The 20,244-nt window shown below is 71.3% G+C and carries 16 protein-coding genes and 2 pseudogenes; 12 read left to right on the top strand and 6 right to left on the bottom strand.

All coding sequences use genetic code 11. The features are described from left to right. Window positions 1–8: 8 nt before the first annotated feature. Both EP757_RS08005 and EP757_RS08000 read right to left on the bottom strand, forming a co-directional pair. Window positions 9–878: pseudogene (locus EP757_RS08005) on the bottom strand (DUF5667 domain-containing protein); the annotation flags it as partial. A 166-nt stretch (window positions 879–1,044) separates the two neighbouring features. Next, on the bottom strand, window positions 1,045–1,902 hold the full coding sequence (locus EP757_RS08000; protein WP_370457850.1) for an ECF subfamily RNA polymerase sigma factor, BldN family: 858 nt from the start codon (window positions 1,900–1,902) through the stop codon (window positions 1,045–1,047). A 440-nt stretch (window positions 1,903–2,342) separates the two neighbouring features. Between EP757_RS08000 and EP757_RS07995 the strand changes: the two genes are divergently transcribed. From EP757_RS07995 to hemB, 8 genes are all read left to right on the top strand, one after another. Next, complete coding sequence (locus EP757_RS07995) at window positions 2,343–3,839, top strand: AMP-binding protein (protein ID WP_127543555.1); 1,497 nt, start codon at window positions 2,343–2,345, stop codon at window positions 3,837–3,839. Further along, the gene (locus EP757_RS07990; protein ID WP_127543554.1) at window positions 3,836–4,084 is read left to right on the top strand and encodes a glutaredoxin family protein; all 249 of its coding nucleotides are present in this window, start codon (window positions 3,836–3,838) and stop codon (window positions 4,082–4,084) included. The genes EP757_RS07995 and EP757_RS07990 overlap by 4 nt, the downstream gene beginning before the upstream one ends. Window positions 4,085–4,095: 11 nt before the next feature. Next, window positions 4,096–4,767, top strand: a complete 672-nt coding sequence (locus EP757_RS07985; protein ID WP_127543553.1) for an HAD family hydrolase — start codon at window positions 4,096–4,098, stop codon at window positions 4,765–4,767. Between the two features lie 294 nt (window positions 4,768–5,061). Then, window positions 5,062–5,802: a redox-sensing transcriptional repressor Rex gene (locus tag EP757_RS07980; protein WP_127543552.1), complete on the top strand. Its 741-nt coding sequence runs from the start codon at window positions 5,062–5,064 to the stop codon at window positions 5,800–5,802. Next, window positions 5,799–7,118: a glutamyl-tRNA reductase gene (locus EP757_RS07975; RefSeq protein WP_127543551.1), complete on the top strand. Its 1,320-nt coding sequence runs from the start codon at window positions 5,799–5,801 to the stop codon at window positions 7,116–7,118. Before EP757_RS07980 ends, EP757_RS07975 begins: the two co-directional genes overlap by 4 nt. Next, window positions 7,115–8,041: a hydroxymethylbilane synthase gene (gene hemC, locus EP757_RS07970; protein WP_127543550.1), complete on the top strand. Its 927-nt coding sequence runs from the start codon at window positions 7,115–7,117 to the stop codon at window positions 8,039–8,041. The genes EP757_RS07975 and hemC overlap by 4 nt, the downstream gene beginning before the upstream one ends. After that, complete coding sequence (locus EP757_RS07965; RefSeq protein ID WP_127543549.1) at window positions 8,038–9,624, top strand: uroporphyrinogen-III synthase; 1,587 nt, start codon at window positions 8,038–8,040, stop codon at window positions 9,622–9,624. Before hemC ends, EP757_RS07965 begins: the two co-directional genes overlap by 4 nt. 65 nt (window positions 9,625–9,689) lie before the next feature. Next, a complete protein-coding gene (gene hemB / locus EP757_RS07960) occupies window positions 9,690–10,679 on the top strand; it encodes a porphobilinogen synthase (protein ID WP_127543548.1) in 990 nt (329 codons plus the stop codon). Here the strand turns inward: hemB and EP757_RS07955 are convergent. Both EP757_RS07955 and EP757_RS43765 read right to left on the bottom strand, forming a co-directional pair. After that, window positions 10,662–11,681: a GNAT family N-acetyltransferase gene (locus EP757_RS07955; protein WP_127543547.1), complete on the bottom strand. Its 1,020-nt coding sequence runs from the start codon at window positions 11,679–11,681 to the stop codon at window positions 10,662–10,664. The genes hemB and EP757_RS07955 overlap by 18 nt on opposite strands. Window positions 11,682–11,755: 74 nt before the next feature. Further along, a pseudogene (locus EP757_RS43765) lies at window positions 11,756–12,475 on the bottom strand (lytic murein transglycosylase); the annotation flags it as partial. 1,230 nt (window positions 12,476–13,705) lie between these two features. Here EP757_RS43765 and EP757_RS07945 point away from each other — a divergent pair. Together EP757_RS07945 and EP757_RS07940 are read left to right on the top strand one after the other, a co-directional pair. Next, the gene (locus EP757_RS07945; RefSeq protein WP_127543546.1) at window positions 13,706–13,927 is read left to right on the top strand and encodes a zinc ribbon domain-containing protein; all 222 of its coding nucleotides are present in this window, start codon (window positions 13,706–13,708) and stop codon (window positions 13,925–13,927) included. Between the two features lie 302 nt (window positions 13,928–14,229). After that, window positions 14,230–16,839 carry an adenylate/guanylate cyclase domain-containing protein gene (locus tag EP757_RS07940; protein WP_127543545.1) on the top strand — a complete coding sequence of 870 codons (2,610 nt, stop codon included), beginning with the start codon at window positions 14,230–14,232 and terminating at the stop codon, window positions 16,837–16,839. Here the strand turns inward: EP757_RS07940 and EP757_RS07935 are convergent. Beyond that, on the bottom strand, window positions 16,836–17,264 hold the full coding sequence (locus tag EP757_RS07935; protein ID WP_127543544.1) for a phospholipase: 429 nt from the start codon (window positions 17,262–17,264) through the stop codon (window positions 16,836–16,838). The genes EP757_RS07940 and EP757_RS07935 overlap by 4 nt on opposite strands. A gap of 73 nt (window positions 17,265–17,337) precedes the next feature. Between EP757_RS07935 and EP757_RS07930 the strand changes: the two genes are divergently transcribed. Then, window positions 17,338–18,354, top strand: a complete 1,017-nt coding sequence (locus tag EP757_RS07930; RefSeq protein WP_127543543.1) for a TrkA family potassium uptake protein — start codon at window positions 17,338–17,340, stop codon at window positions 18,352–18,354. Here the strand turns inward: EP757_RS07930 and EP757_RS07925 are convergent. Beyond that, the gene (locus EP757_RS07925) at window positions 18,344–19,582 is read right to left on the bottom strand and encodes an MFS transporter (protein ID WP_127543542.1); all 1,239 of its coding nucleotides are present in this window, start codon (window positions 19,580–19,582) and stop codon (window positions 18,344–18,346) included. The two genes, EP757_RS07930 and EP757_RS07925, sit on opposite strands and share 11 nt — an antisense overlap. A gap of 58 nt (window positions 19,583–19,640) precedes the next feature. Here EP757_RS07925 and EP757_RS07920 point away from each other — a divergent pair, with 58 nt between their 5' ends. Beyond that, window positions 19,641–20,204 carry a CGNR zinc finger domain-containing protein gene (locus EP757_RS07920; RefSeq protein WP_127543541.1) on the top strand — a complete coding sequence of 188 codons (564 nt, stop codon included), beginning with the start codon at window positions 19,641–19,643 and terminating at the stop codon, window positions 20,202–20,204. The last annotated feature ends 40 nt before the right edge of the window (window positions 20,205–20,244 follow it).

Below are 20,244 nucleotides of genomic sequence, written 5' to 3'. Positions count from 1 at the left end.
GTGGCGTCGTTGCCACCGCAGTCGCGCAGCTTCGGCCCGAGCTCGTCCGAGCCGCTCGGCGTGATCTTCTGGCAGTCCAGGCCGGTGCGGAGCTGATCGGTGCGCTCCGCGACGTCCTGCAACAGTGCCAGCGACGCCGCCGCCCGGTCCCGGTTGGCCGGGGAGAGCTTGCCGACGGCCGGCTGGAACGCCTTGCGCTGCGTCGTGACGAAGCCGTCCAGCGTGGTCAGCGGCTTCGTGTCCTGGTTGGAGACCGCGGACGTGTTGAGCAGCCGGACGCCCTTGCGGGTGTCCGCGTCCATGTCGTCCAGCACTGTGCGGAACGCCGGGTCCTCGCCGTCCATGGCGACCGCCTCGGCCAGCCGGTTGCGGGCGAAGTCCAGCGAGAGCTGGCCCCGCGACACGTCCGATCCGGCGATCGCGAGCTGGGCCCGCTCGGTCGAGCGCTTCACCCCGTACAGGGCGTCGCCCGGCGACGCGCTCTCGCTCGCCGCGGAGATCCCGGAGACCGCCATCGCGCCGGCGGCGACGCCGATCACGATCGCGCCCCGGGCCCGGATTCGGCGGCCGAAGAACGAGCGCCGTGCTCCGTCGCCGATGCCGGCCGCGGGTTCGGCGTCGTTCACGGCCCCTTGGCCGATGCCGTCCCGCTCGGCCGTGGCGACCAGCATGGCGCGCAGGCCGACGCGGAACTCGGAGTCGACCGGTGCGCCGGGCCGGGCCCCGCCGAGGCGGTTACCGATGGCCACCAGGCGGTTGAGCTCCTCGTCGGCTTGCCCACGGGTGTGGTGCCGTGGTGCGCCGCCGGCTTCGTCGAGTAGTTCCGCGAAGCGCTCGGCGCTCCGGCGGTCCAGGAATTCGAACTTCACCGTGGGCACCTCCCCTCGCTCGTGACTGTCTCGCCGGCCAGCGGGCCGGCGTAGGCGACCGGGACGGAATCACCGGTCCCGGGTCGCATCCGGACAAACGCGCGACACGCGGCCCCGGTTACGGGTGAGAGGGGGTGCCATCGGGTATCGGAGATCGACATCCGAGAGCGCGAGATCAAGACTGGAACCCTTCCGGCAGGAGCCGGTTGAGCGCTCGGACCGCCCGGTATTGCAGAGCCTTGATGGCGCCCTCGTTCTTGCCCATGGTCTGCGCGGTCTCGGCCACCGAGAAGCCCTGGAGGAACCGTAGGACGATGCACTCCTGCTGTTCCGGGTTGAGCTGCTTGACAGCGGTGAGCAGGGCGACGTTCGTGATGTGGTCGACCACGGCGGACTCCGGGCTGCCCTCCGGGCCCCGGTCCTCGCGGTCGGCGTCGAGCACGTCGCCGGTGGTGACCTCCAGGCGGTACCGGCCCGACTTGAAGTGGTCGGCGACCAGGTTCCGGGCGATGGTGACCAGCCAGGCGCCCAGGTCACGGCCCTGCCAGGTGAAGCTGCCGATCCGCTTGAGGGCGCGCAGGAACGTGTCCGAGGTGAGGTCCTCGGCGAGCTGCCGGTTGCCGACCCGGAAGTAGACGAACCGGAAGACGGTGTCGACGTACCGGTCGTAGATCAGCCCGAACGCCTCGGCCTCGCCGGCCTGTGCCCGTTCGACGAGCGCCCACACCTCGGCCGCCGGGTCGCCGCGGTCGGGACGGGCCGGATGTTTCGGCGGCGCCGTCTCGGTGGGCGGTCCGGTGGTGCTCTGCTGCGGCAGGACCACGGTGTGCTCGCCCGCGGTCTCGTTCTCGCCGATGTTCGACCGCTGGCCGGCGGTCGGCTGGGCGGGCGGCCTGGGGGAGCCGACACGACCGCCGAACTTGCCGTTGCCTCCGTGCGGCTGGGTGACGGCCGGAGGTCCGTTCGGCGTCCGCCGGCTGCCTGTCTGCTTCGGGCTGTCACCGCGGATCGCGTTGACGATCCCGCCGTCCAATGAGTTCCGGAGGACGTTCAGTCCTCCATTGAGCGCGAGCCGAGCGTCGCCGTACGCATGAGTCACTTCGCCTCCTCAACCCGGCGGGCCTGTGACGATCGCGAATCAGTCCCGCCAGACATGAATTCGCCATGATTCCGTGCTTTGTGTGGCACAGCGGCCTCCTCGGGATGAGGGTGGTCACTCACAACAAAAGGGGTGGGGCAACCCGCTGAAAAGCCGGTTGACCTCACCCGTTGGTGTGGATTCCGTTACGCAGACGGAAGTATCACCGACATCGGACACAGGGAGTCGCACAACATGTGCGCTGCGCGCAAAGCCGCGAAACGGATCTTTACCGCGTCCGCTGTCGATCCCAGGTTGGATCGCGGGGTCCCGGAACCGACGGACGTGGTGTCCGCCATCCCGCTCGGGGCGCGTTTGTGCCAAACTCGGGCCTCGTGGAGGAACCCGCCCGCGATCCGGTCGCCGAGGCCGCCGGTCGCCACCCCGACCGGCCCGCTCTGATCGCCGGGGACGCGGTCCTCACATGGGCAGAAATGGACAGCCGGGTCTCCGCGGCGGCGCACTGGACGGCCGCGCGGACCGCTCCGGGCGACCGGGTGGCCCTGGTTCTCGGCAATACGGTGGACTTCGCCGTCGCCTACTTCGGCGTCCTGCGGTCCGGCCGCGTCGCCGTGCCGCTGAACCCCGGCTACACGGCCATGGAGATCGATCACGCCGTGCAGGACTCGGGCGCGGTGCTGATCGTCGGGGAGCCCGCGGGACCGCCGCGGCTGCGTCTGGTGACGGCTGCCCGCGTACCGATGGAGAGGGAAGCCGGGGACGGCACCCTGCCGGAAGTGAAGGCAGCAGATCTCGCGGTCCTGCTCTACACCTCGGGGACGAGTGGCCGCCCGAAGGGCGCCATGCTCACGCACGCCGCGCTCGCGGCGAACCACGATCAGCTGGACCGGATCGAGCCGCCGGTGGTCGGGCCGGACGACGTGGTGCTGCTCGCGGTGCCGTTCTTCCACGCCTACGGGCTGAACACCGGTCTCGGGACGGTGGCGCACCACGGTGCGACGGGCGTGCTGGCCGAGCGGTTCGAGCCGGCGGCCACCCTCGACCTGATCGGCCGGCACGGGATCACCGTCGCGGTCGGCGTCCCGGGGATGTACCAGGCCTGGACCTCGGCGCCGGGCGCGGGCGAGGCGCTGAGCGGCCTGCGTACCGCGGTCTGCGGCGCGGCGCCGCTGGCCAGGGGCGTCGCGGCGCGCTTCCGGGAGCTGACCGGCAGGAGCATCCTGATCGGGTACGGACTGACCGAGACCGCGCCGGTGCTCACCACCACCGCGGTCAGTCGCCGGGACAAGAGCGGGTCGATCGGCCGCCCGCTGCCCGGCGTCGAGCTGACGCTGCGCAGCCGGTCCGGCGCGGAGCTGTGGCGGGACGGCACCGCCGCGGTCGAGGACGACCTGGCCGAACTGGACGTCGACGTGGCCGCCTCGGACGGCACCGACCCGGGCGAGATCGTGGTGCGCGGGCCGAACCTGTTCCGCGGCTACTGGCCGGACGGCAGCGGCGGCCCGGACCCGGACGGCTGGTGGCCGACCGGCGACGTGGCCTACGCGGACGCCGACGGTGATCTGGTCCTGGTCGACCGGATCGGTGAGCTGATCCTGGTGAACGGCTTCAACGTCTACCCAGCCGAGATAGAACGAGTGCTGGACGGGCATCCGCGGGTGTCCGCCGCCGCCGTGGTCGGCCTGCCCGACCCGGAGACCGGCGAGCGCCCGCACGCGTACGTGGTGCCCGCCGGTGACCCGCCGCCGAGCGTGGCCGAGCTGCAGGTGTGGTGCGCGGCCCGGCTGGCCCGGTTCAAGCAGCCCGGCATCGAGCTGGTGGCCGAGCTGCCGCGGTCGCCGATCGGCAAGGTACGTAAGGGAGAGCTATGAACCGTCTCACCTTGATCAGCCGCGCCGGCTGCCACCTGTGCGAGGTGGCCGAGCAGACGCTGGACCGGATCGCGCCGCAGCAGTGGACCAAGGTCGACGTCGACTCGGACATCGAGCTGGAGCGCGACTACGGCGACCGGGTGCCGGTACTGCTGCTGGACGGCGAGGAGCACGGTTACTGGCGCATCGAGGAGGACCGGCTCCTGCGGGATCTGGCTCGACAGCCGGGGGAGCCACGCCTGTAGCTTGGCTGACCGTGACAGCTAAGCACCTGGTCTGGGACTGGAACGGCACCCTTCTCGACGATCTCCACCTGGTGGTCTCGTCGACGAACACGGCATTCACCTCGGTCGGCGCCCGCAACGTCGGCGCCGACGAGCACCGGCGGGCGTTCCGCCGCCCGGTGGCCGACTTCTACGCCGAGATGCTCGGCCGCGCGGTGGACGCCGAGGAGTTCGGCCGCCTCGACCGGATCTTCCATGACGCGTACCGGCTCGGCCTGACCGACATCTCGCTCGCCGCCGACGCGATGGCCGCGATCAAGACCTGGCCCGGCAGCCAGTCCCTGCTCTCCATGTGGTTCCACAGCGAGCTGGTCCCGGCCGTCGAGACGTACGGCCTGGCCGGCGTCTTCACCCGGATCGACGGGCTGCGCACCGAAGTGGGCGGCGACCTGAAGGCCGGGCACCTGGCGCGGCACCTCGCCGAGCTCGGCGTCGACGGCTCGTCGGTCGTGATGATCGGCGACTCGCTCGACGACGCCTACGCGGCCGAGTCGGTGGGCGGCGCCGCGGTCCTCTACACCGGCGGCTTCACGGACCCGGACAGGCTTCGCGCATCGGGCTATCCAGTCGCCGACACGCTGGTAGGCGCAGTACAGACGGCCATGTCGATGAGCGATTTTCAACCCGACAACGGGCCGAAATAGCCGGGCCGTCGTCCGGCGCCGGCAGGTACGGCCCTGGTCACGTTGAAAAAGGCTCACTCTGAGTCGGGTGGCCCTGGCGGGGGTCCCTCGGTAATACTCGACAGGTCGGCTCGGCTAACACAGCCGGGTCGATCTTGTCCAATTGTCCCGACAAGATCGCGATTTGTGCACGCCTTCACAAGCGCCTACTCTGTGAATCCGACGAGCCCCGCTACCACAGTCGCCCCACGAGGGTTTCACCGGTATCGCACAGACAGGGCTCACCGCAGGTTCGCCTCGTCGGCACGGAGTCAGATGAGTCAGCAGCGTCAAGGAAGCACGCCCGGCGATGCCGGTGGCGTCCCGGCCTTCCCGGATCTCCCGGAGGCGACCATCGCGCGGCTACCTGAATACCTCCGCGCCCTCCACCACCTCGCCGAGACCGGCGCCGAGACCGTCTCCAGCGAGGGTCTCGCCGCGGCCGCCGGGGTCAACTCGGCGAAGCTCCGCAAGGACCTCTCCCACCTCGGCTCCTACGGGACCCGTGGCGTCGGCTACGACGTCGCCCTGCTCGTCGACCAGATCGAGTACATCCTCGGCCTCGACAAGAACCGGGCCGTCTGCCTGGTCGGCGTCGGCAACCTCGGGCACGCCCTGGCCGGCTACGCCGGGTTCGCGAGCCGCGGTTTCCGCGTGGTGGCCCTCTTCGACGCCGACCCGAACAAGGTGGGCGAGCGCATAAACGGCCTCACCGTGCGTCACATCGACGAGCTGAGCGAGGTCGCCGCCGCCGAGTCGCTCGCCATCGGCGTGATAGCGACACCACCCGGCTCCGCGCAGGCCGTCGCCGACGTGCTGGTCGCCGCCGGTGTGACGAGCATCTTGAACTTCGCGCCGGGAGTTCTCTCGGTGCCCCCGAATGTTGACGTTCGTAAGGTGGATCTCGCCATAGAGCTGCAGATCCTTTCGTTCCACGAGCACCGCAAGGCGTCTCTGACCGCGCTCCCCGGCGGCCGGTCCGCCGCAGCGGGCAACCAGGAGGCGGTCGGGTCGTGAACCTTCTCAGTATCGGTGCGTCCTACCGCACCGCCGACGTCGCCGCTCTCGAACGGCTCGCCATCCCCGAGTCGGCGGTCCCCGGGCTGCTGCAGAAACTGGTTGCCCAGCCGTACGTGGGCGAGGCCGTGGTGGTCTCCACCTGCAACCGGGTCGAGGTCTACGCGGCGGTCTCCGGATTCCACGGTGGTCTCGGCGACATCTGCAACGTGCTCTCCGAGCACTCCGGCATCCCGGCCAGCGAGCTCGCCGGCCACCTCTACGTGCACTACGGCGAGGCGGCGGTCCAGCACTCGTTCCGGGTCTCGTCCGGCCTCGACTCGATGGTCGTCGGCGAGGCGCAGATCCTCGGGCAGCTGCGCGACGCTTACCACGCGGCGACCGAGGTGGACTCGGCCGGCCGGCTGCTCCACGAGCTGATGCAGCAGGCGCTGCGGGTCGGCAAGCGGGCGCACGCCGAGACCGGTATCGACAAGGCCGGCCAGAGCGTCGTGACGGCCGCCCTCGACGTCGCGGCCGACCACCTCGGTGGCGACCTCACCGGCAAGTCCGCGCTGGTCATCGGTGCGGGCGCGATGGGAGCCCTCTCGGTCGCGACCCTCACTCGTACGGGTGTGGGCCCGCTGCGGATCACGAACCGCAGCCTCGAGCGCGCCGACCGGCTGGCCGAGGCCTACGGCGCCACCGCGGTGCCCTTCGAGGAGCTGGAGACGGCACTCGGCGAGGTGGACATCGTGGTCAGCGCGACCGCCTCCACCGAGCCGGTCCTGACCCGCGGCCGTCTCGAAGCGGCGCTCGCGGCCCGGGCCGGCGGTTCCGGCCTCCCGCTGATCGTGCTCGATCTCGCGGTGCCGCGCGACGTCGCGCCGGACGCCGGCGATCTGCCCGGGCTGGTCGTGGTCGACATCGACGGCCTCGCCACCAGCCGCCGGGCTCTGCCGGCCGCCGCCGAGACCGCGGCAGTGGAGCAGATCGTCGCCGGTGAGGTGGACAACTTCCTCGGCTGGCTGCGCGGCGCCGAGATCGCGCCTACGGTGGCGGCGTTGCGGACCCGTGCCGAGGAGGTGGTCTCGGCCGAGATGCGCAAGCTGGTCTCCAGGCGGCCGGATTTCACCGAGGAGCAGCGGGCCGATGTTTCCCGTACCCTGCACCGGGTCGTGCAGCAGCTGCTGCATTCGCCGACGGTGCGGGTGCGCCAGCTCGCCGCCGAGCCCGGCGGCGATCAGTACGCCGCGCTGCTGCGTGAACTGTTCGACCTGGACGTGCCGCTCGCCACGCATGCGAACGCGGTGCCCGAGATCGGGGGGAAGGCGTGAGGACTCTGAGGCTCGGCACCCGCGGCAGTGCCCTCGCGCTCACCCAGTCGCAGATGGTCGCCGACGCGTTGACCGCTGCCACCGGCCACCCGGTGGAGCTGGTCCGCATCCTGACCTCCGGCGACCGGTCGTCCGCTCCGGTGGCCGAGCTCGGCGTGGGTGTCTTCGTGTCCGCCCTGCGTGACGCGCTGCTCGCCGATGAGATCGACTTCGCTGTCCACTCGTACAAGGATCTGCCGACCGGCGACCACCCGCTGCTGCACATCGCCGCGGTGCCGCCCCGGGAGGACCCGAGGGACGCGCTCATCGCCCGGGACGGCCTGTCCCTGGCCGAGCTCCCACCCGGCTCCAAGATCGGGACCGGGGCGGTGCGCCGAATCGCGCAACTGCTGGCTCTCGGCCTAGAGTTGCAGGTCACGCCGATTCGGGGGAATGTTGATACGCGGATCGCACGGGTGCACGGCCCCGAGGCCGACCTCGACGCGGTCGTCCTCGCCCGGGCCGGCTTGGCGCGTCTCGGGCGGACCGCGGAGATCACCGAGACTCTCGACCCGATGCTCATGCTGCCCGCCCCGGCCCAGGGCGCGCTGGCAGTGGAGTGCCGGGCCGGGGATTCCGACCTGGTCGGGCTGCTGACCGCGCTCGACCACGCACCGACCCGCGCCACCGTCATGGCGGAACGGGCGATGCTTGCCACGCTGGAGGCCGGGTGCTCCGCCCCGGTCGCCGCCTATGCCGAACTTGCCGAAGGCGATGACGGCGACGAGATTTACCTGCGCGGTGCGGTGATCAGCCCGGATGGGGTTCGAGCCATCCGGCTGTCGCGCACCGGAACGCCCGCCGGCGCGGCGGAGATCGGCAAGGCACTCGCCACCGATCTCCTCGACGCCGGCGCCGATACCCTGATGGGGAGCACAGAATGACCACCCGCACCGCCCGTAAGCCAGCCGGACGCATCGCGTTCATCGGCGCCGGACCCGGCGACCCGGAGCTGCTGACCCGTCGCGCGTACGCGGCGCTCACCGATGCCGACCAGGTGGTCTACGACCGCGGCGTGCCCGAGTCGCTGCTGAGCGCGATCCGTTCCGACGCCAAGGAAGACGCCCAGTTCAGCCCGGCCGAGGGCGCGCCCGGCGACGTCGCCAAGGTGCTCCTCTCCGCCGCCAAGTCCGGGCTCTCCGCCGTCCACCTGGTCGCCGGTGACCCGTTCGGCCACGAGTCGGTCGTCAAGGAGGTGCAGGCCGTCGCCCGGACCGCCGTGCACTTCGAGGTGATCCCCGGCATCGGCCAGGCCGAGGGCGTCGCGGCGTACGCCGGCGTCCCGCTGCCCGGCGTCCGGATCGCCGCCGACGTCGACGACATCACCACCCTCGACTTCGACGCGCTCGCCGGCGCGGCCCAGAAGGGCTCGTTCGCCGTCGCGGTGGACGCCGGCGACCTCGCCGCCGTCCGTGACGGCCTGCTGGCCGCCGGCGTCGAGCCGGGTGTCCCGGTCGGCGTGACCGGCGACGGCACCGGCGAGACGCAGTACACGACCACCTCGACCGTGGACAGTTTCGTCGCCGCGGCGCTCGGCTTCACCGGCCGGGTCGTCCTCACCGTCGGCTCCGACGTGGCCGAGCGCGACACCATGAGCTGGTGGGAGAACCGCCCGCTGTACGGCTGGAAGGTCCTCGTGCCGCGCACGAAGGAGCAGGCCGGTGCGATGAGCGCACGCCTGCGGGCGTACGGGGCGATCCCGTGCGAGGTGCCGACCATCGCGGTCGAGCCGCCGCGGACGCCGGCGCAGATGGAGCGCGCGGTGAAGGGCCTGGTCGACGGCCGGTACGCCTGGGTGATCTTCACCTCGGTGAACGCGGTCCGCGCGGTCTGGGAGAAGTTCGCCGAGCACGGCCTCGACGCCCGCCACTTCGGCGGCGTGAAGATCGCCTGCATCGGCGAGGCCACCGCCGAGGCGGTCCGTGCCTTCGGTATCCAGCCCGAGCTCATCCCGGCCGGCGAGCAGTCCAGCGAGGGCCTGCTGGCCGAGTTCTCGCCGCACGACGAGATCCTCGACCCGGTCGGCCGGGTGCTGCTGCCGCGCGCCGACATCGCCACCGAGACCCTCGCGGCCGGCCTCATCGAGCGCGGCTGGGAGGTCGACGACGTGACGGCGTACCGGACCGTCCGGGCCGCCCCGCCGCCCGCCGAGATCCGCGACGCCATCAAGTCGGGTGGTTTCGACGCGGTGCTCTTCACCTCGTCCTCGACCGTCCGCAACCTGGTCGGCATCGCGGGCAAGCCGCACGCCCGCACGGTCGTCGCGGTGATCGGCCCGAAGACCGCGGAGACCGCCGTCGAGTTCGGCCTCCGGGTCGACACCCAGCCGCAGAACGCGTCGGTGCCGGACCTGGTCGAGGCCCTCGCCGAATACGCTCTGGAGCTCCGCGAGAAGCTGGCGGCCATGCCGGCCAAGCAGCGCCGTGGTTCCAAGGTTCAGGGGCCGACCGCACTGAGGTTCCGCTGACCCATGTGAGAGCGCGCCGGGCTGCTGCCCGGCGCGCTTTTCTCTTTTCCTGGTAGGAGTGCCTGATGTCCTTCCCCGACATTCGCCCGCGCCGGCTCCGGCGCACCCCCGCGATCCGCCGCCTCGTCGAGGAGACCCGGCTCGCGCCCTCCGAACTGGTCCTCCCGCTGTTCCTGAAGGACGGGATCAGCGAGCCGAAGCCGATCAGCTCACTGCCCGGCGTCCACCAGCACACCCGGGAGTCGCTGCTCAAGGCCGCGCACGAGGCGGTCAGCGCCGGCGTCGGCGGCCTCATGCTCTTCGGCGTGCCGGACAACGCGGACAAGGACGAGACCGGTTCGGCCGGGCTCGACCCCGAGGGCATCCTCAACGTCGGCCTCCGCGACCTGCGCCGCGAGTTCGGCGACGACACCGTGGTGATGGGCGACCTCTGCCTCGACGAGTTCACCTCGCACGGGCACTGCGGGGTCCTGGCCGCCGACGGTTCCGTCGACAACGACGCCACCCTGGCCCTGTACGCCGAGATGGCCGTGGTCCAGGCCGAAGCCGGCGCGCACATGGTCGGCCCGTCCGGGATGATGGACGGCCAGGTCGGCGTGATCCGCAAGGCGCTCGACAAGGCCGGTCACCAGGACGTCAGCATCCTCGCCTACTCGGTGAAATACGCCGGCGCGTTCTACGGGCCGTTCCGGGAGGCGGTGGAGTCGACGCTGCAGGGCGACCGCCGGCAGTACCAGCAGGACCCGCCGAACCTGCGCGACGCCCTGCGTGAGGTCGACCTTGACGTGGCCGAGGGCGCGGACATCGTCATGGTCAAGCCGGGGCTGCCCTACCTCGACGTGATCGCAGCCATCCGCGAGCGGGTCACCGTACCGGTGGCGGCCTATCAGGTGTCGGGGGAGTACGCGATGGTCGAAGCGGCCGCCGCGAACGGCTGGATCGACCGTGAGCGGGTCATCCTCGAATCGCTGACCTCGCTCAAGCGGGCCGGTGCGCAGATCACCCTCACCTACTGGGCGTCCGAGGTCGCGAAGCTCCTAACCGGTCGGCTCTAGACGCTGGACCAGGTGGCTCACGTCGGCGATGTACTCGAACCAGTCGCGGTCCGACTGGTAACCGAGCTCGGCGTTCACCTTCAGCATCGACTCGTTGTGCTGGGCGTTCCAGGTCTGGACCTGGCGCAGGCCGGGCTCGGCCGAGCGCAGCTCGAAGAGCATCCGGGCCTTGATCGCCCGATCGATGCCGTAACCGCGGTGCGCACGCACCACGATGGTGTCGTACTGGTCGGCCCGCTCGGGATGCTGAGCGGGCACGACCACCTCGGTCAGCCCCGCCACCGTGCCGGTGGCCTCGTGGATGGCCAGGACGATGTACGGCTTCAGCCCGCGCTTGTGAAGCGTTTCGATGGATTCGCGAAGCCGCTGCGGGTCGGATGAGCGCGGCGCCAGGTCGAGGTCGTCGTCATCGTTCTGCGCCTCCGCCTTCGCCTGGGCGTACGCCTCCAGCAGCGGGTCCGGCGGGCCACCGGGGTGGTATTCGATGCGGTAACCGGCGCTGATGCCGCTCGCCATGGCGCCCAGGGCCAGCCAGTCGACCGACTCCAGGTTGAGGACGCTGCGGGTTTCGACGTACTCCCGTTCGAAGCCGAGCGACTCGTAGAACGGGATGGCCGGCGTACTGCCGATCGCCTCGACCCCGATCGAAGTGAAACCTTCCAGGTACGCGCGGCGCGCCGCCACCGCCAGCAGTTGACTGCCGAGCCCACGCCGCCGCAGATCGGGCCGGACCAGGATCTCCAGCACGCCGATGTCGCCGAGCAGCAGGATGTTCACGTGGGCGAAGATCTGGCCTTCACCCTCGGGCACCCGATCGTCCTCGACCACCCAGGTGATCCGGCGTTCCCCGGGCATGGTCTCGGCGAGATAGTCCCGGACCTGCGTGTCACGCCAGGGTGGATCGTCCGGGAGATCTGCGGCCATGGCCGCATTCACCGTCTCCACGAGCGACTGGATCTCGGCCGCGGACGCGGAGCGTGGATCCCATTCACGCACCCTCACCCGTACATCGTGCCGTTTACGTGACCAACAGGGAAGTGCTCACCACGCAAAAGTACGGATCTACTCACCCAGAGTCAGACCTTGCTGCGGCGCCCGTAGTCGTCCGCCTGCTCGAAGACTTTCTGCGCGTAGGGCCGCAGAGCGTTGTACGACAGGATCGCGTCCCACCACGACTGCGGCTGATTCATGTCCCGCCCGCCCTTGCAGAGGTAGGCGGCGGCGGTCAGCGCGGCGTCGTCGATGTCGTTCGGGTTCTTCACACTGTCGTTGTCGGCGTCGACCGCCGTCTCATTCCAGGTGGCCGGGATGAACTGCATCGGCCCGATCGCCCGGTCGTAGGTGGTGTCGTTGTCGAGCTGTCCCCGGTCGGTGTCGCGGATCATCTGGCGGCCGCCCTGTCCGTCCAGCGGCAGACCGTAGATCGTCGGCGTGGAGACGCCGTCGACACCCAGCACCGCGCCGTTGGCGCTGCCGTGCTCCGACTCGACCTTGCCGATCGCGGCGAGCGTGGTCCAGCTCAGGTGGCAGGACGGGGTGGTCCGGGCGGTGACGAGCTCCGCGTATCCGTAGGCCTGCACCGCCACGACCGGGATTCCCACCTGGGTGCCGACCTGCGTGGCCCAGCTCGCCAGCGCGTCAGCGGGCCGGGCGCCGGTCACCGCGGGCTGGGTGGTCGGCAGGCCGCCGGGGAGTCCGGCCGTCGGTAGCCCGGTCGTAGGCAGGCCGTTCCCAGGCAGCCCGTTGGTGGGTAGGCCGTTCCCAGGTAGGCCGTTGGTGGGTAGGCCGTTGGTGGGCAGGCCGTTCCCGGGCAGGCCGTTCGTGAGCAGGCCGTTCCCGGGAACGCCGTTCGTGGGAAGGCCGCCGTTCGGGAGGCCTGCTGCGGGGTCGCCGGGGATGCCGGAGGCCGCGGCCGATCCGCCGAAGGCGGGGGTTGCGCTCGGTGCGGGAGCGGCATCCAGAGCCTTCGGTACGAGGTAAGCGCCCGATGTCCCGGCCAGCACCACCAAGCCGACGATCACCACACCCGGGATGACAACCCGGCCGCTCGGTCCTTTGGCCCAGCGCCCAGTGGCCCGCCCCGCCCGCCCGACAGCCCGCACAGCCCGCCGCGACCGCCCGACGACGGCAGCAGCGGCCGCCACCTTGGCCGGCTCACCTTCACCGTCAGCCGGCCCTCCACCACCGCCCGAACCTTTGCCGCTGTCTGAGCCCTTGCCGTCGCCCGAGCCCTTGCCGTCGCCCGAGCCCTTGCCGTCGCCCGAGCTCTTTCCGTCCCCAGAGCTCTTTCCGTCCCCAGAGTCGGTGCCGTGGGCCGTGCTTTTGCCGTCCCCAGAGCCGTCAGCCGTGCCCTTGCCGAGGGCCGTGCCCTTGCCGTCGACCTTGGTGTCGGCCGAGCCCGAGCCCGCGCCGCCGTCGACCTTGGTGTCGGCTGAGCCCGCGCCCTCGGCGCCGTCGCTCTTGCCTGAACTCTTGGCGCCACCGTCGACCTTGGGGTCGCTCGTGCTCTTGGCGTCACCCGAAGGTTTGGTCTCGGTCTTGCCGGTCGCGTCTGCCGTGCCGGCCGTGGCAGGCTTGGCGTCGACTGAGGGCTTCGCGTCGGTGGCCGGGGCGGGGTTCGTTTCGGACTTGTCCGGAGCATTCTTTTTGGCGGTATCTGCTTCGGGGGCCTCGTCCGGCTTGGCGGGCTTGTCCGCTGTGGCCTTGTCGGTGGGCATCGCCCCGACCTGTGGCATCTTGCCCACCTGCGGAGAGTCGCCGGTAGCCCTGGCCGCCGCGGTGCTGGAGTTCACCACATCGCCGGATTTTTCCGGCTTGTCGCCCGCAGTCGGGGCCGCACCCGAACTCTCCAGCGGACCGCCCTGGTGCGGCGCCGCCGAGCGCAGCCCGAATCGCCTCGCTGGTGTCTTGGGTGCCTCCGTCACGCCGACGACCCTACCCGTTCGTGTCACCCCTGACGGAAGTCGTGCGGGCCATGTGGCGAACTCCCGGTGCACGGATCACCGCAGGGGCCCTACGCTGGTCGGATGCCGCGTTATGAGTTCCGTTGCCGCGCCTGTGGCGCCACCTTCGAGGTCAGCCGTCCGATGAGCGAGGCCGCCGCCCCGGCGTCCTGCCCGGATGGTCACGGCGACACCGTGAAGCTGCTGTCCACAGTCGCCGTGACCGGGCGTGGCGGCGTCACCCCGTCGGCTCCGGTGGCGCCGGCCGGTGGTGGCGGTTGCTGCGGCGGTGGCGGCTGCTGCTGACACGCACGAGGATCGACGACGGCGTGTGACCCCCTGCTCGCGTCGAGTGTCGATTCGTTGCCTCGTACGGGTACACCCGAACGTCCTGCCGCTTTTGGCCGATCACGGCGTTTCCGCCTTCGATCTCTTTCGTTACGAGACGCGTAGTCCCGTACGTCACGCGTCGATGCCGCGATCAAAGGTAATCCGTAAGGGGTCGGCCGTGGCGGGCAAATGATTACCGTCCGTTTCTACGATGGGCGGTGACTCAGAGATACGGCAGCATGAGGCGCGACTTCCAAAAAGGGGGCGGAGGGTCCACCGTGTCGGGACGGAGCGAGCTACCCAGTGGGCTGGTGACCTTTATGTTCACCGACATAGAGGGCTCTACTCGGCTGGCCCGGATGCTCGGCGATGCGTACCGAGGGGTTCTCGGAGCGCATCGATCAGTGCTACGCACTGTGCTGGCCGAGTTCGGTGGTGTCGAGCTCCTTACGGAGGGTGATTCATTTTTCATCGCGTTCGCGAGCGCCGGCGCGGCGGTCGCGGCGTGTGTCGAAGCGCAGCGCCGACTGTCCGCACACGAGTGGCCGCGGCGTGACGCGGTGCCGCGTGTCCGGATGGGACTGCACACCGGTCACGCCATTCCGGTCGGCGAGGAGTACGCGAGCGCCGAGGTGCACCGGGCGGCCCGGGTGTCGGCCGCGGCGCACGGCGGTCAGATCCTCTGCTCGGAGGCGACCGCCCTCGCCGTGACGGCGGCGTACACGATGCCCGCCCGTGGACACGCGGAGACGACCCTCGGCGCGGTGGACATGCTGGACCTCGGTGCGTACCGGCTGCGGGGCTTCGACGACGACGAGCGGCTCTACCAGGTGATGGCGCCGGGCCTGGAGCGGGAATTCCCCCGGCCCCGCACCGCCGAGGCGCCCCGGCACAACCTCCCGGCGCCGTCCAGCCACTTCGTCGGCCGGGCTGCCGAGACCGCCGAACTCGCCGAGTTGATCAGTCACAACCGCCTGGTCACCGTCGTCGGCCCGGGAGGCGCGGGCAAGACTCGTCTGACGCTGGCGGTCGCCGAACAGCTGCTTCCGGCGTACCCCGGCGGTGTTTGGACGATCGATGCCGCAACCGCGGCAGACGGCCTGCCCACGACGCTGGCCGCGGCCCTGGGACTGAGGCCCGAACCGGGTCGTCCGATGATCGAGACAGTCGTGGAGCAGTGTGCCGAGCGGCGGATGCTGGTGCTGATCCAGACGTGTGACGCGGCGCCGGCGCTGACCGCGACGCTCGCCCACCGCCTGCTCAGCCGCTGCCGCCGGCTGGATGTGGTGGCGACCGGCCGCGCCCCGCTCGGCTTGTCCGGCGAGACCGTCTGGCGGATCCCGCCACTCGCTCCCGCCGACGCGTTCGCACTGCTCAGAGCACGTGCCTCGGCGGCGCAGGGCGGTCGGCCCGGCGACGGCGACCAGCAGTTGGCCGGTCTCGCCGCGCGCCTGGAGGGCTCGCCGCTCGCTATCGAGCTGGCCGCCGTCCGGCTCCGGCTGCTCCCCGCCGACCAGCTCGCCCGGCGGCTCGACGACCCGCTCGGCGCTCTCGACAACGACGCTGCGGGCGGTGACCGGCACGCCAGCCTCGCGAACAACCTGGCCTGGTCCTATCGCACCCTCGGCAGCCGGGCCGCCGACCTGCTGCGCCGGCTCGCGGTCTTCGCCGGTCCGGTGGATCTCGCGACGGTCGAGTGGTGCGGCCCGGAGGCTCTCGGCGCGCTCTCCGAGCTCGCCGAGAAGTCGCTGGTCGAGGTGGTGCCGGGGGCGCTCTACCGGCTTTCCGATCAGGTGCGGGCGTACGCCCTCCGGCAGCTGGCGACGTCCGGCAACGAGAACGAGGTCCGTGATCGGCACCTGTCCTGGGCCATGCAGGCGCTCGACCGGGTGTCCGCCGACACCGACGGCACCGTGTCGCTGACCGAGCTGAGCCCCTATGTGGCCGAGTGGCAGGCCGCCCTGCGCTGGGCGGCGAAGAGCGGCGACGTCCGGGCGGGGCTGCGCCTGGCCTGTGCGCTCGACCCGTGGTGGCGTGAGCACGGCGGTGCCCGGGAGGGCCGGGAGCTGCTGTCCCGGCTCTACCAGCGGAGCACCGGCTCCACCGGCCCGCGTGAGCTGGCCGGGGCGTACCTGGTCCACGCCGGACTCGCCGACGAACGCCCGGAACGGGAGCGCTTCCTGTCCCGGGCCGAGGAGGAGGCGCGTGCCACGGGCGATCCGGCGCTGCTGATCCGCTCGCTCGCCGCCCGGCGCGTGCACCTGGACGGCGATGCGGAGGCCGCCGAGCGGGCATGCCGTCAGGTGATCGCCGAGGCGGAACGGAACGGCGCGCCCACCGCGGCCCTGCCGGCCATACTCGCGCTGGCCGAACTGCTCTGGCGGCGGGACGCGCTGACCGAGGCCGCGGAGCTGCTCGCCGGCGCACGCCAGATCGAAGCGGTGCACCCCGAGGACCGTGGCCGACGGGCGGTGGACTGGCTGCTCGGCATGGTCGCGTTGCGCCGAGGTGACCTGGTCGCCGCCCACGATCACCTGGTGGTGGCGCTGCGGTCCCGTCTCCGGCACGGTTTCCGGGGCGCGGCAGCCGACGCGGTCGCCGCCATCGCGGTGCGGTGCGTGCTCGGCGGGGACCCGGCCACGGCGACGGTTCTGTTCGGCGGGGCGGAGGCGGCTCGGGGCGCGCGGCGTACCGAATCGTTCGGCGCTTTCTGGTCGGCACAGCAGGCTTCGCTGCGGGCGGCGCTCGGGGATGCCGCCTTCGACGCCGCCTACGCGGACGGCGCGGGACTCGGCTTCGACCGGATCGTGGCGCTGGCGCTGGCCGTCGAGCACCCGGACCTGGAGGACGGCGCGGTCCGGTTCGCCAACGCGGTGAGCGGTTCCTAGGGCTTGCCGGTCAGCCGTACCGTCTCGAAATACGTGAACGCCAGGGCGTTGCAGGCCGGCTGCGCGATCAGCCGGTGCCTGTCGCACTCACGCCGCAGGTCGGCACGGAAGGTCTCGTCGAGTCGCTTGCGGTGCTTACCGAGGGTTCCGGCGGCCCGATAGTTGCGGTAGCCGAAGTCGTGGTGCCGGCAGGCCGGTCCGAACCGGAAACCGAACGGCTTCTCCGGGGCGTGACTACAGGCGTCGCTGGTCCAGTCGAACCGGTAGTCCGCCCACTTCGCCCGGTCCTTGCGTGCCTCGGCCCAGGCCGCCGTGCTCGCCGCGGTGGGCTGGGTCCAGCTCAGCAGCAACGCGTCTCGCTGGTCCGCTGGAACGACGCTCGTGGTGGCCATGACGAAACCTGTGACGGCGGCGAGCCAACTCATCGAGCCTCCGATAACGTCCCTACCGGTGTGATCTCCAGCTTGACCGTTAGGGTGAGTCCGTGCAGGCGGTTCCATGATTCATCTACCGCTGGTCCGACAGGGACCGCTGAAGGCCCTAGGGGCCCGCTTGGCGATGGCATTCGCCCTCGTCGTGGTCACGGTGGCGATCATCTACATCGACCGCGACGGCTACCGTGACGTCAACGAGGACGGCCTGACCCTCCTCGACTGCGCCTACTACGCGGTGGTCACGCTCTCCACCACCGGCTACGGGGACATCACCCCGACCTCCCCGAGTGCCCGGCTGGTGAACGTCCTGTTCATCACCCCCGCCCGGGTCCTCTTCCTGATCATCCTGGTCGGCACCACTCTGGAGGTGCTGACCGACCAGTACCGGAAGGGCCTGCGGGTCAGCCGGTGGAGGCGAAAGTTGAAGGACCACATCATCATCTGCGGCTATGGCACGAAGGGCCGGGCCGCGGTCGCCGCGCTGCTGGAGACCGGGTACGACAAGGCGCGCATCGTGATCGTGGAGAACCGCGAAGCAGGGGTCCGGCAGGCGCAGGCCAGTGGCTTCGTCGTGATCGAGGGTGACGCGACCCGTTCGGCGGTGCTCAACGAAGCCGACGTGAAGAACTGCAAGTCGGTCATCATCGCGACCGACCGCGACGAGGCCTCCGTGCTGATCACGCTGACCGTCCGGCAGCTCACCGCCGGCCAGGTCCGGATCATCGCGGCCGTCCGTGAGCAGGAGAACGCGGCCCTGCTGAAGCAGAGCGGCGCTCACCACGTGATCGTCTCGTCCTCGACGGCCGGTCGCCTGCTCGGTCTCACCACCACCGCCCCGCCGCTCATCGACGTGGTGGAGGACCTCCTCACCCCGGGTCAGGGCATGGCGCTGGCGATGCGGTCCGCCGAGCGGGCCGAGGTGGGCCGGAACCCTCGTGAGCTGCTGACGCTGGTGGTCGCCCTGATCCGGCGGGGGAAGGTGCTGCCGCTGGGTGGCGAGCAGGCGGTCACGATCGAGACGGGCGACCTGCTGGTCTACATCCGCGACGACGAGGGCGTACCGAGCGGCATCACGGTCTGACCGCCCGGCCGGCGCGGACCGTCTCCAGGGAGCGCAGCCTCCGGATCCGGCGGCTGAGTATCGGCAACGTCGACACCGCCAGTCCGGCGGCGCCGATCGCCACGCCCGCCCGGCTGCCCAGGCCGTGCCCGAGCACGCCGCCCGCCGCGCTGCCGAGCGGCAGAACCCCGTAGATCAGCGTCCGGTAGCCGCCGTTCGTCCGGGCCAGCGATCCCTGCGGCACGATCACCTGCCGCAGCGTCACGGAGAGGACGTTCGCCGATCCCAGCCCGATGCCGCTGACGAACTGCACCACGGCCAGCGACAGGGCCAGGGCGAGGCCGGACCCGGGCAGGACCGCGATCGCGAGCGGGATCCCGGTGGAGAGGGCCAGGGACGCGAGGAACGCGGGTCCGTACCCGAGAAGTCCGGCCATCCGCAGCGCGAGCATGGTCCCGGCGAAGGCGCCCGCGCCGCTCGCGCTCAGCGCCAGCCCGAAGAGGCCTGCGCTCAGGCCGCGTTCGTTGATCAGGTAGACCACGAGATTGACGGTGAGGATCTGGGACGCGCCGTTGTAGATCGCCGCATGGGCGGTGAGCGCGCGCAGGTAGGGGTCGGTGACGACGAGGCGCAGCCCGGTCTTCCCGGAATCGGTGGCCGGGGCCGGTGACGGTTCCGGGCGCCGGGCCGCGGCCACCCCGAGCGCGCTGCCGAGATAGCTGACCGCGTCGACGACAACGGCGAGCGCCGGCCCGGCCGCCTGGGTCAGCAGTCCGGCGAGTCCCGGCCCGGCGACCTGGGCGGCGGTGGTCGAGCCCTGGACGGCCCGGTTCGCGGCGGGCAGATCGCTCTCGTCGACGAGCGTCGGCACGTAGGCGAACCCACCGATGTCGAACACCACCGCGAGCGCACCGACCACGAAGGCGATCACCACGAGCAGGGGCACGGTCAAGACCCCGATCATGTACGCCGTGGGCACCGCGAACAGGGCCGCCGCCCTCAGCAGGTCCGCACCGATCATCACGGGCCGGCGCCGGCGACGTTCGAGCCAGTGCCCGGCCAGGAGCGGCAGGAGCACGTTCGGCAGGTAGCCGGCCGTGGCGACGGCGGCAACCCCGGTCGGGCCGGCGTCCAGCACGAGGGTGGCGAGCAGCGGGAGTGCCACGGCCGTGACGTGGGTGCCGACGGCCGAGACGGTGTGCCCGAGCCAGAAGTCGCGGAAGTCCCGATTGCGTTTCGTTACCCCCATAGCCCCTCCATCCGGTAACGGTTACCGGATGCGTGCCCCAAAGCGGTAACGTTTACTCATGCGGCAGCCCGGCGATCGCGCTCCAGCGCCCTCAGGGTTGGCCCTCCTCCAGGACCTGGCGAACACGGTCGACATCGAGGCGGGCCGCGAGACCCTGCGCACCGCCGCCGATCTCGCCGAGTTCTGCGCGGCACACGGCCTCGGCCCGCTGACCTTCGACGCGGAGGACGTGCCGGCGGCGATCCGGCTGCGGGAAGCGCTGCGCGATCTCTGCGAGGCGCACACCGGCGCCGACGCCCCGGCCGGTTCGCTGGGCGTGCTCGACTTCGAGCTGAGCCGGGCCGCCCTGCGCCTGACCGTCGACGCCACCGGCCAGGCCACCGCCGTGCCAGCCCACGGCCTCGACGGCATCCCGGCCCTGACCGCGCACATCGCGGCCGGCGTGCTGGCAGCGGTGGCCGACGGCACCTGGCCGAGGCTCAAGGCGTGCGGGGCGCACAGTTGCCGCTGGGTCTACTACGACCGCAGCCCGGGCGGCCGATCCCGCTGGTGCACGATGAGCATCTGCGGAAGCCGAGCGAAGATGCGCGCCTACCGAAGCACCCGAGCTTCCCGCGCCTAGCCCCACCACACACGCCACCGGCCGAGTGCCGGCCGGCGGC

Origin of the sequence: Actinoplanes sp. OR16 (assembly GCF_004001265.1) — a bacterium.
GTDB lineage: Bacteria > Actinomycetota > Actinomycetes > Mycobacteriales > Micromonosporaceae > Actinoplanes.
Note: the sequence above shows the minus strand (reverse complement) of the source record. Positions and strands in the feature narration are given on the sequence as shown.

Bases quoted from the DNA above. Each gene is read 5' to 3' on its own strand.
- EP757_RS07925 (WP_127543542.1), bottom strand. From the start codon at position 19,582: ATGGGGGTAACGAAACGCAATCGGGACTTCCGCGACTTCTGGCTCGGG.
- EP757_RS07935 (WP_127543544.1), bottom strand. From the start codon at position 17,264: ATGAGTTGGCTCGCCGCCGTCACAGGTTTCGTCATGGCCACCACGAGC.
- EP757_RS07920 (WP_127543541.1), top strand. From the start codon at position 19,641: ATGCGGCAGCCCGGCGATCGCGCTCCAGCGCCCTCAGGGTTGGCCCTC.
- EP757_RS07945 (WP_127543546.1), top strand. From the start codon at position 13,706: ATGCCGCGTTATGAGTTCCGTTGCCGCGCCTGTGGCGCCACCTTCGAG.
- EP757_RS07965 (WP_127543549.1), top strand. From the start codon at position 8,038: ATGACCACCCGCACCGCCCGTAAGCCAGCCGGACGCATCGCGTTCATC.
- EP757_RS07990 (WP_127543554.1), top strand. From the start codon at position 3,836: ATGAACCGTCTCACCTTGATCAGCCGCGCCGGCTGCCACCTGTGCGAG.
- EP757_RS07980 (WP_127543552.1), top strand. From the start codon at position 5,062: ATGAGTCAGCAGCGTCAAGGAAGCACGCCCGGCGATGCCGGTGGCGTC.
- hemB (WP_127543548.1), top strand. From the start codon at position 9,690: ATGTCCTTCCCCGACATTCGCCCGCGCCGGCTCCGGCGCACCCCCGCG.
- EP757_RS07930 (WP_127543543.1), top strand. From the start codon at position 17,338: ATGATTCATCTACCGCTGGTCCGACAGGGACCGCTGAAGGCCCTAGGG.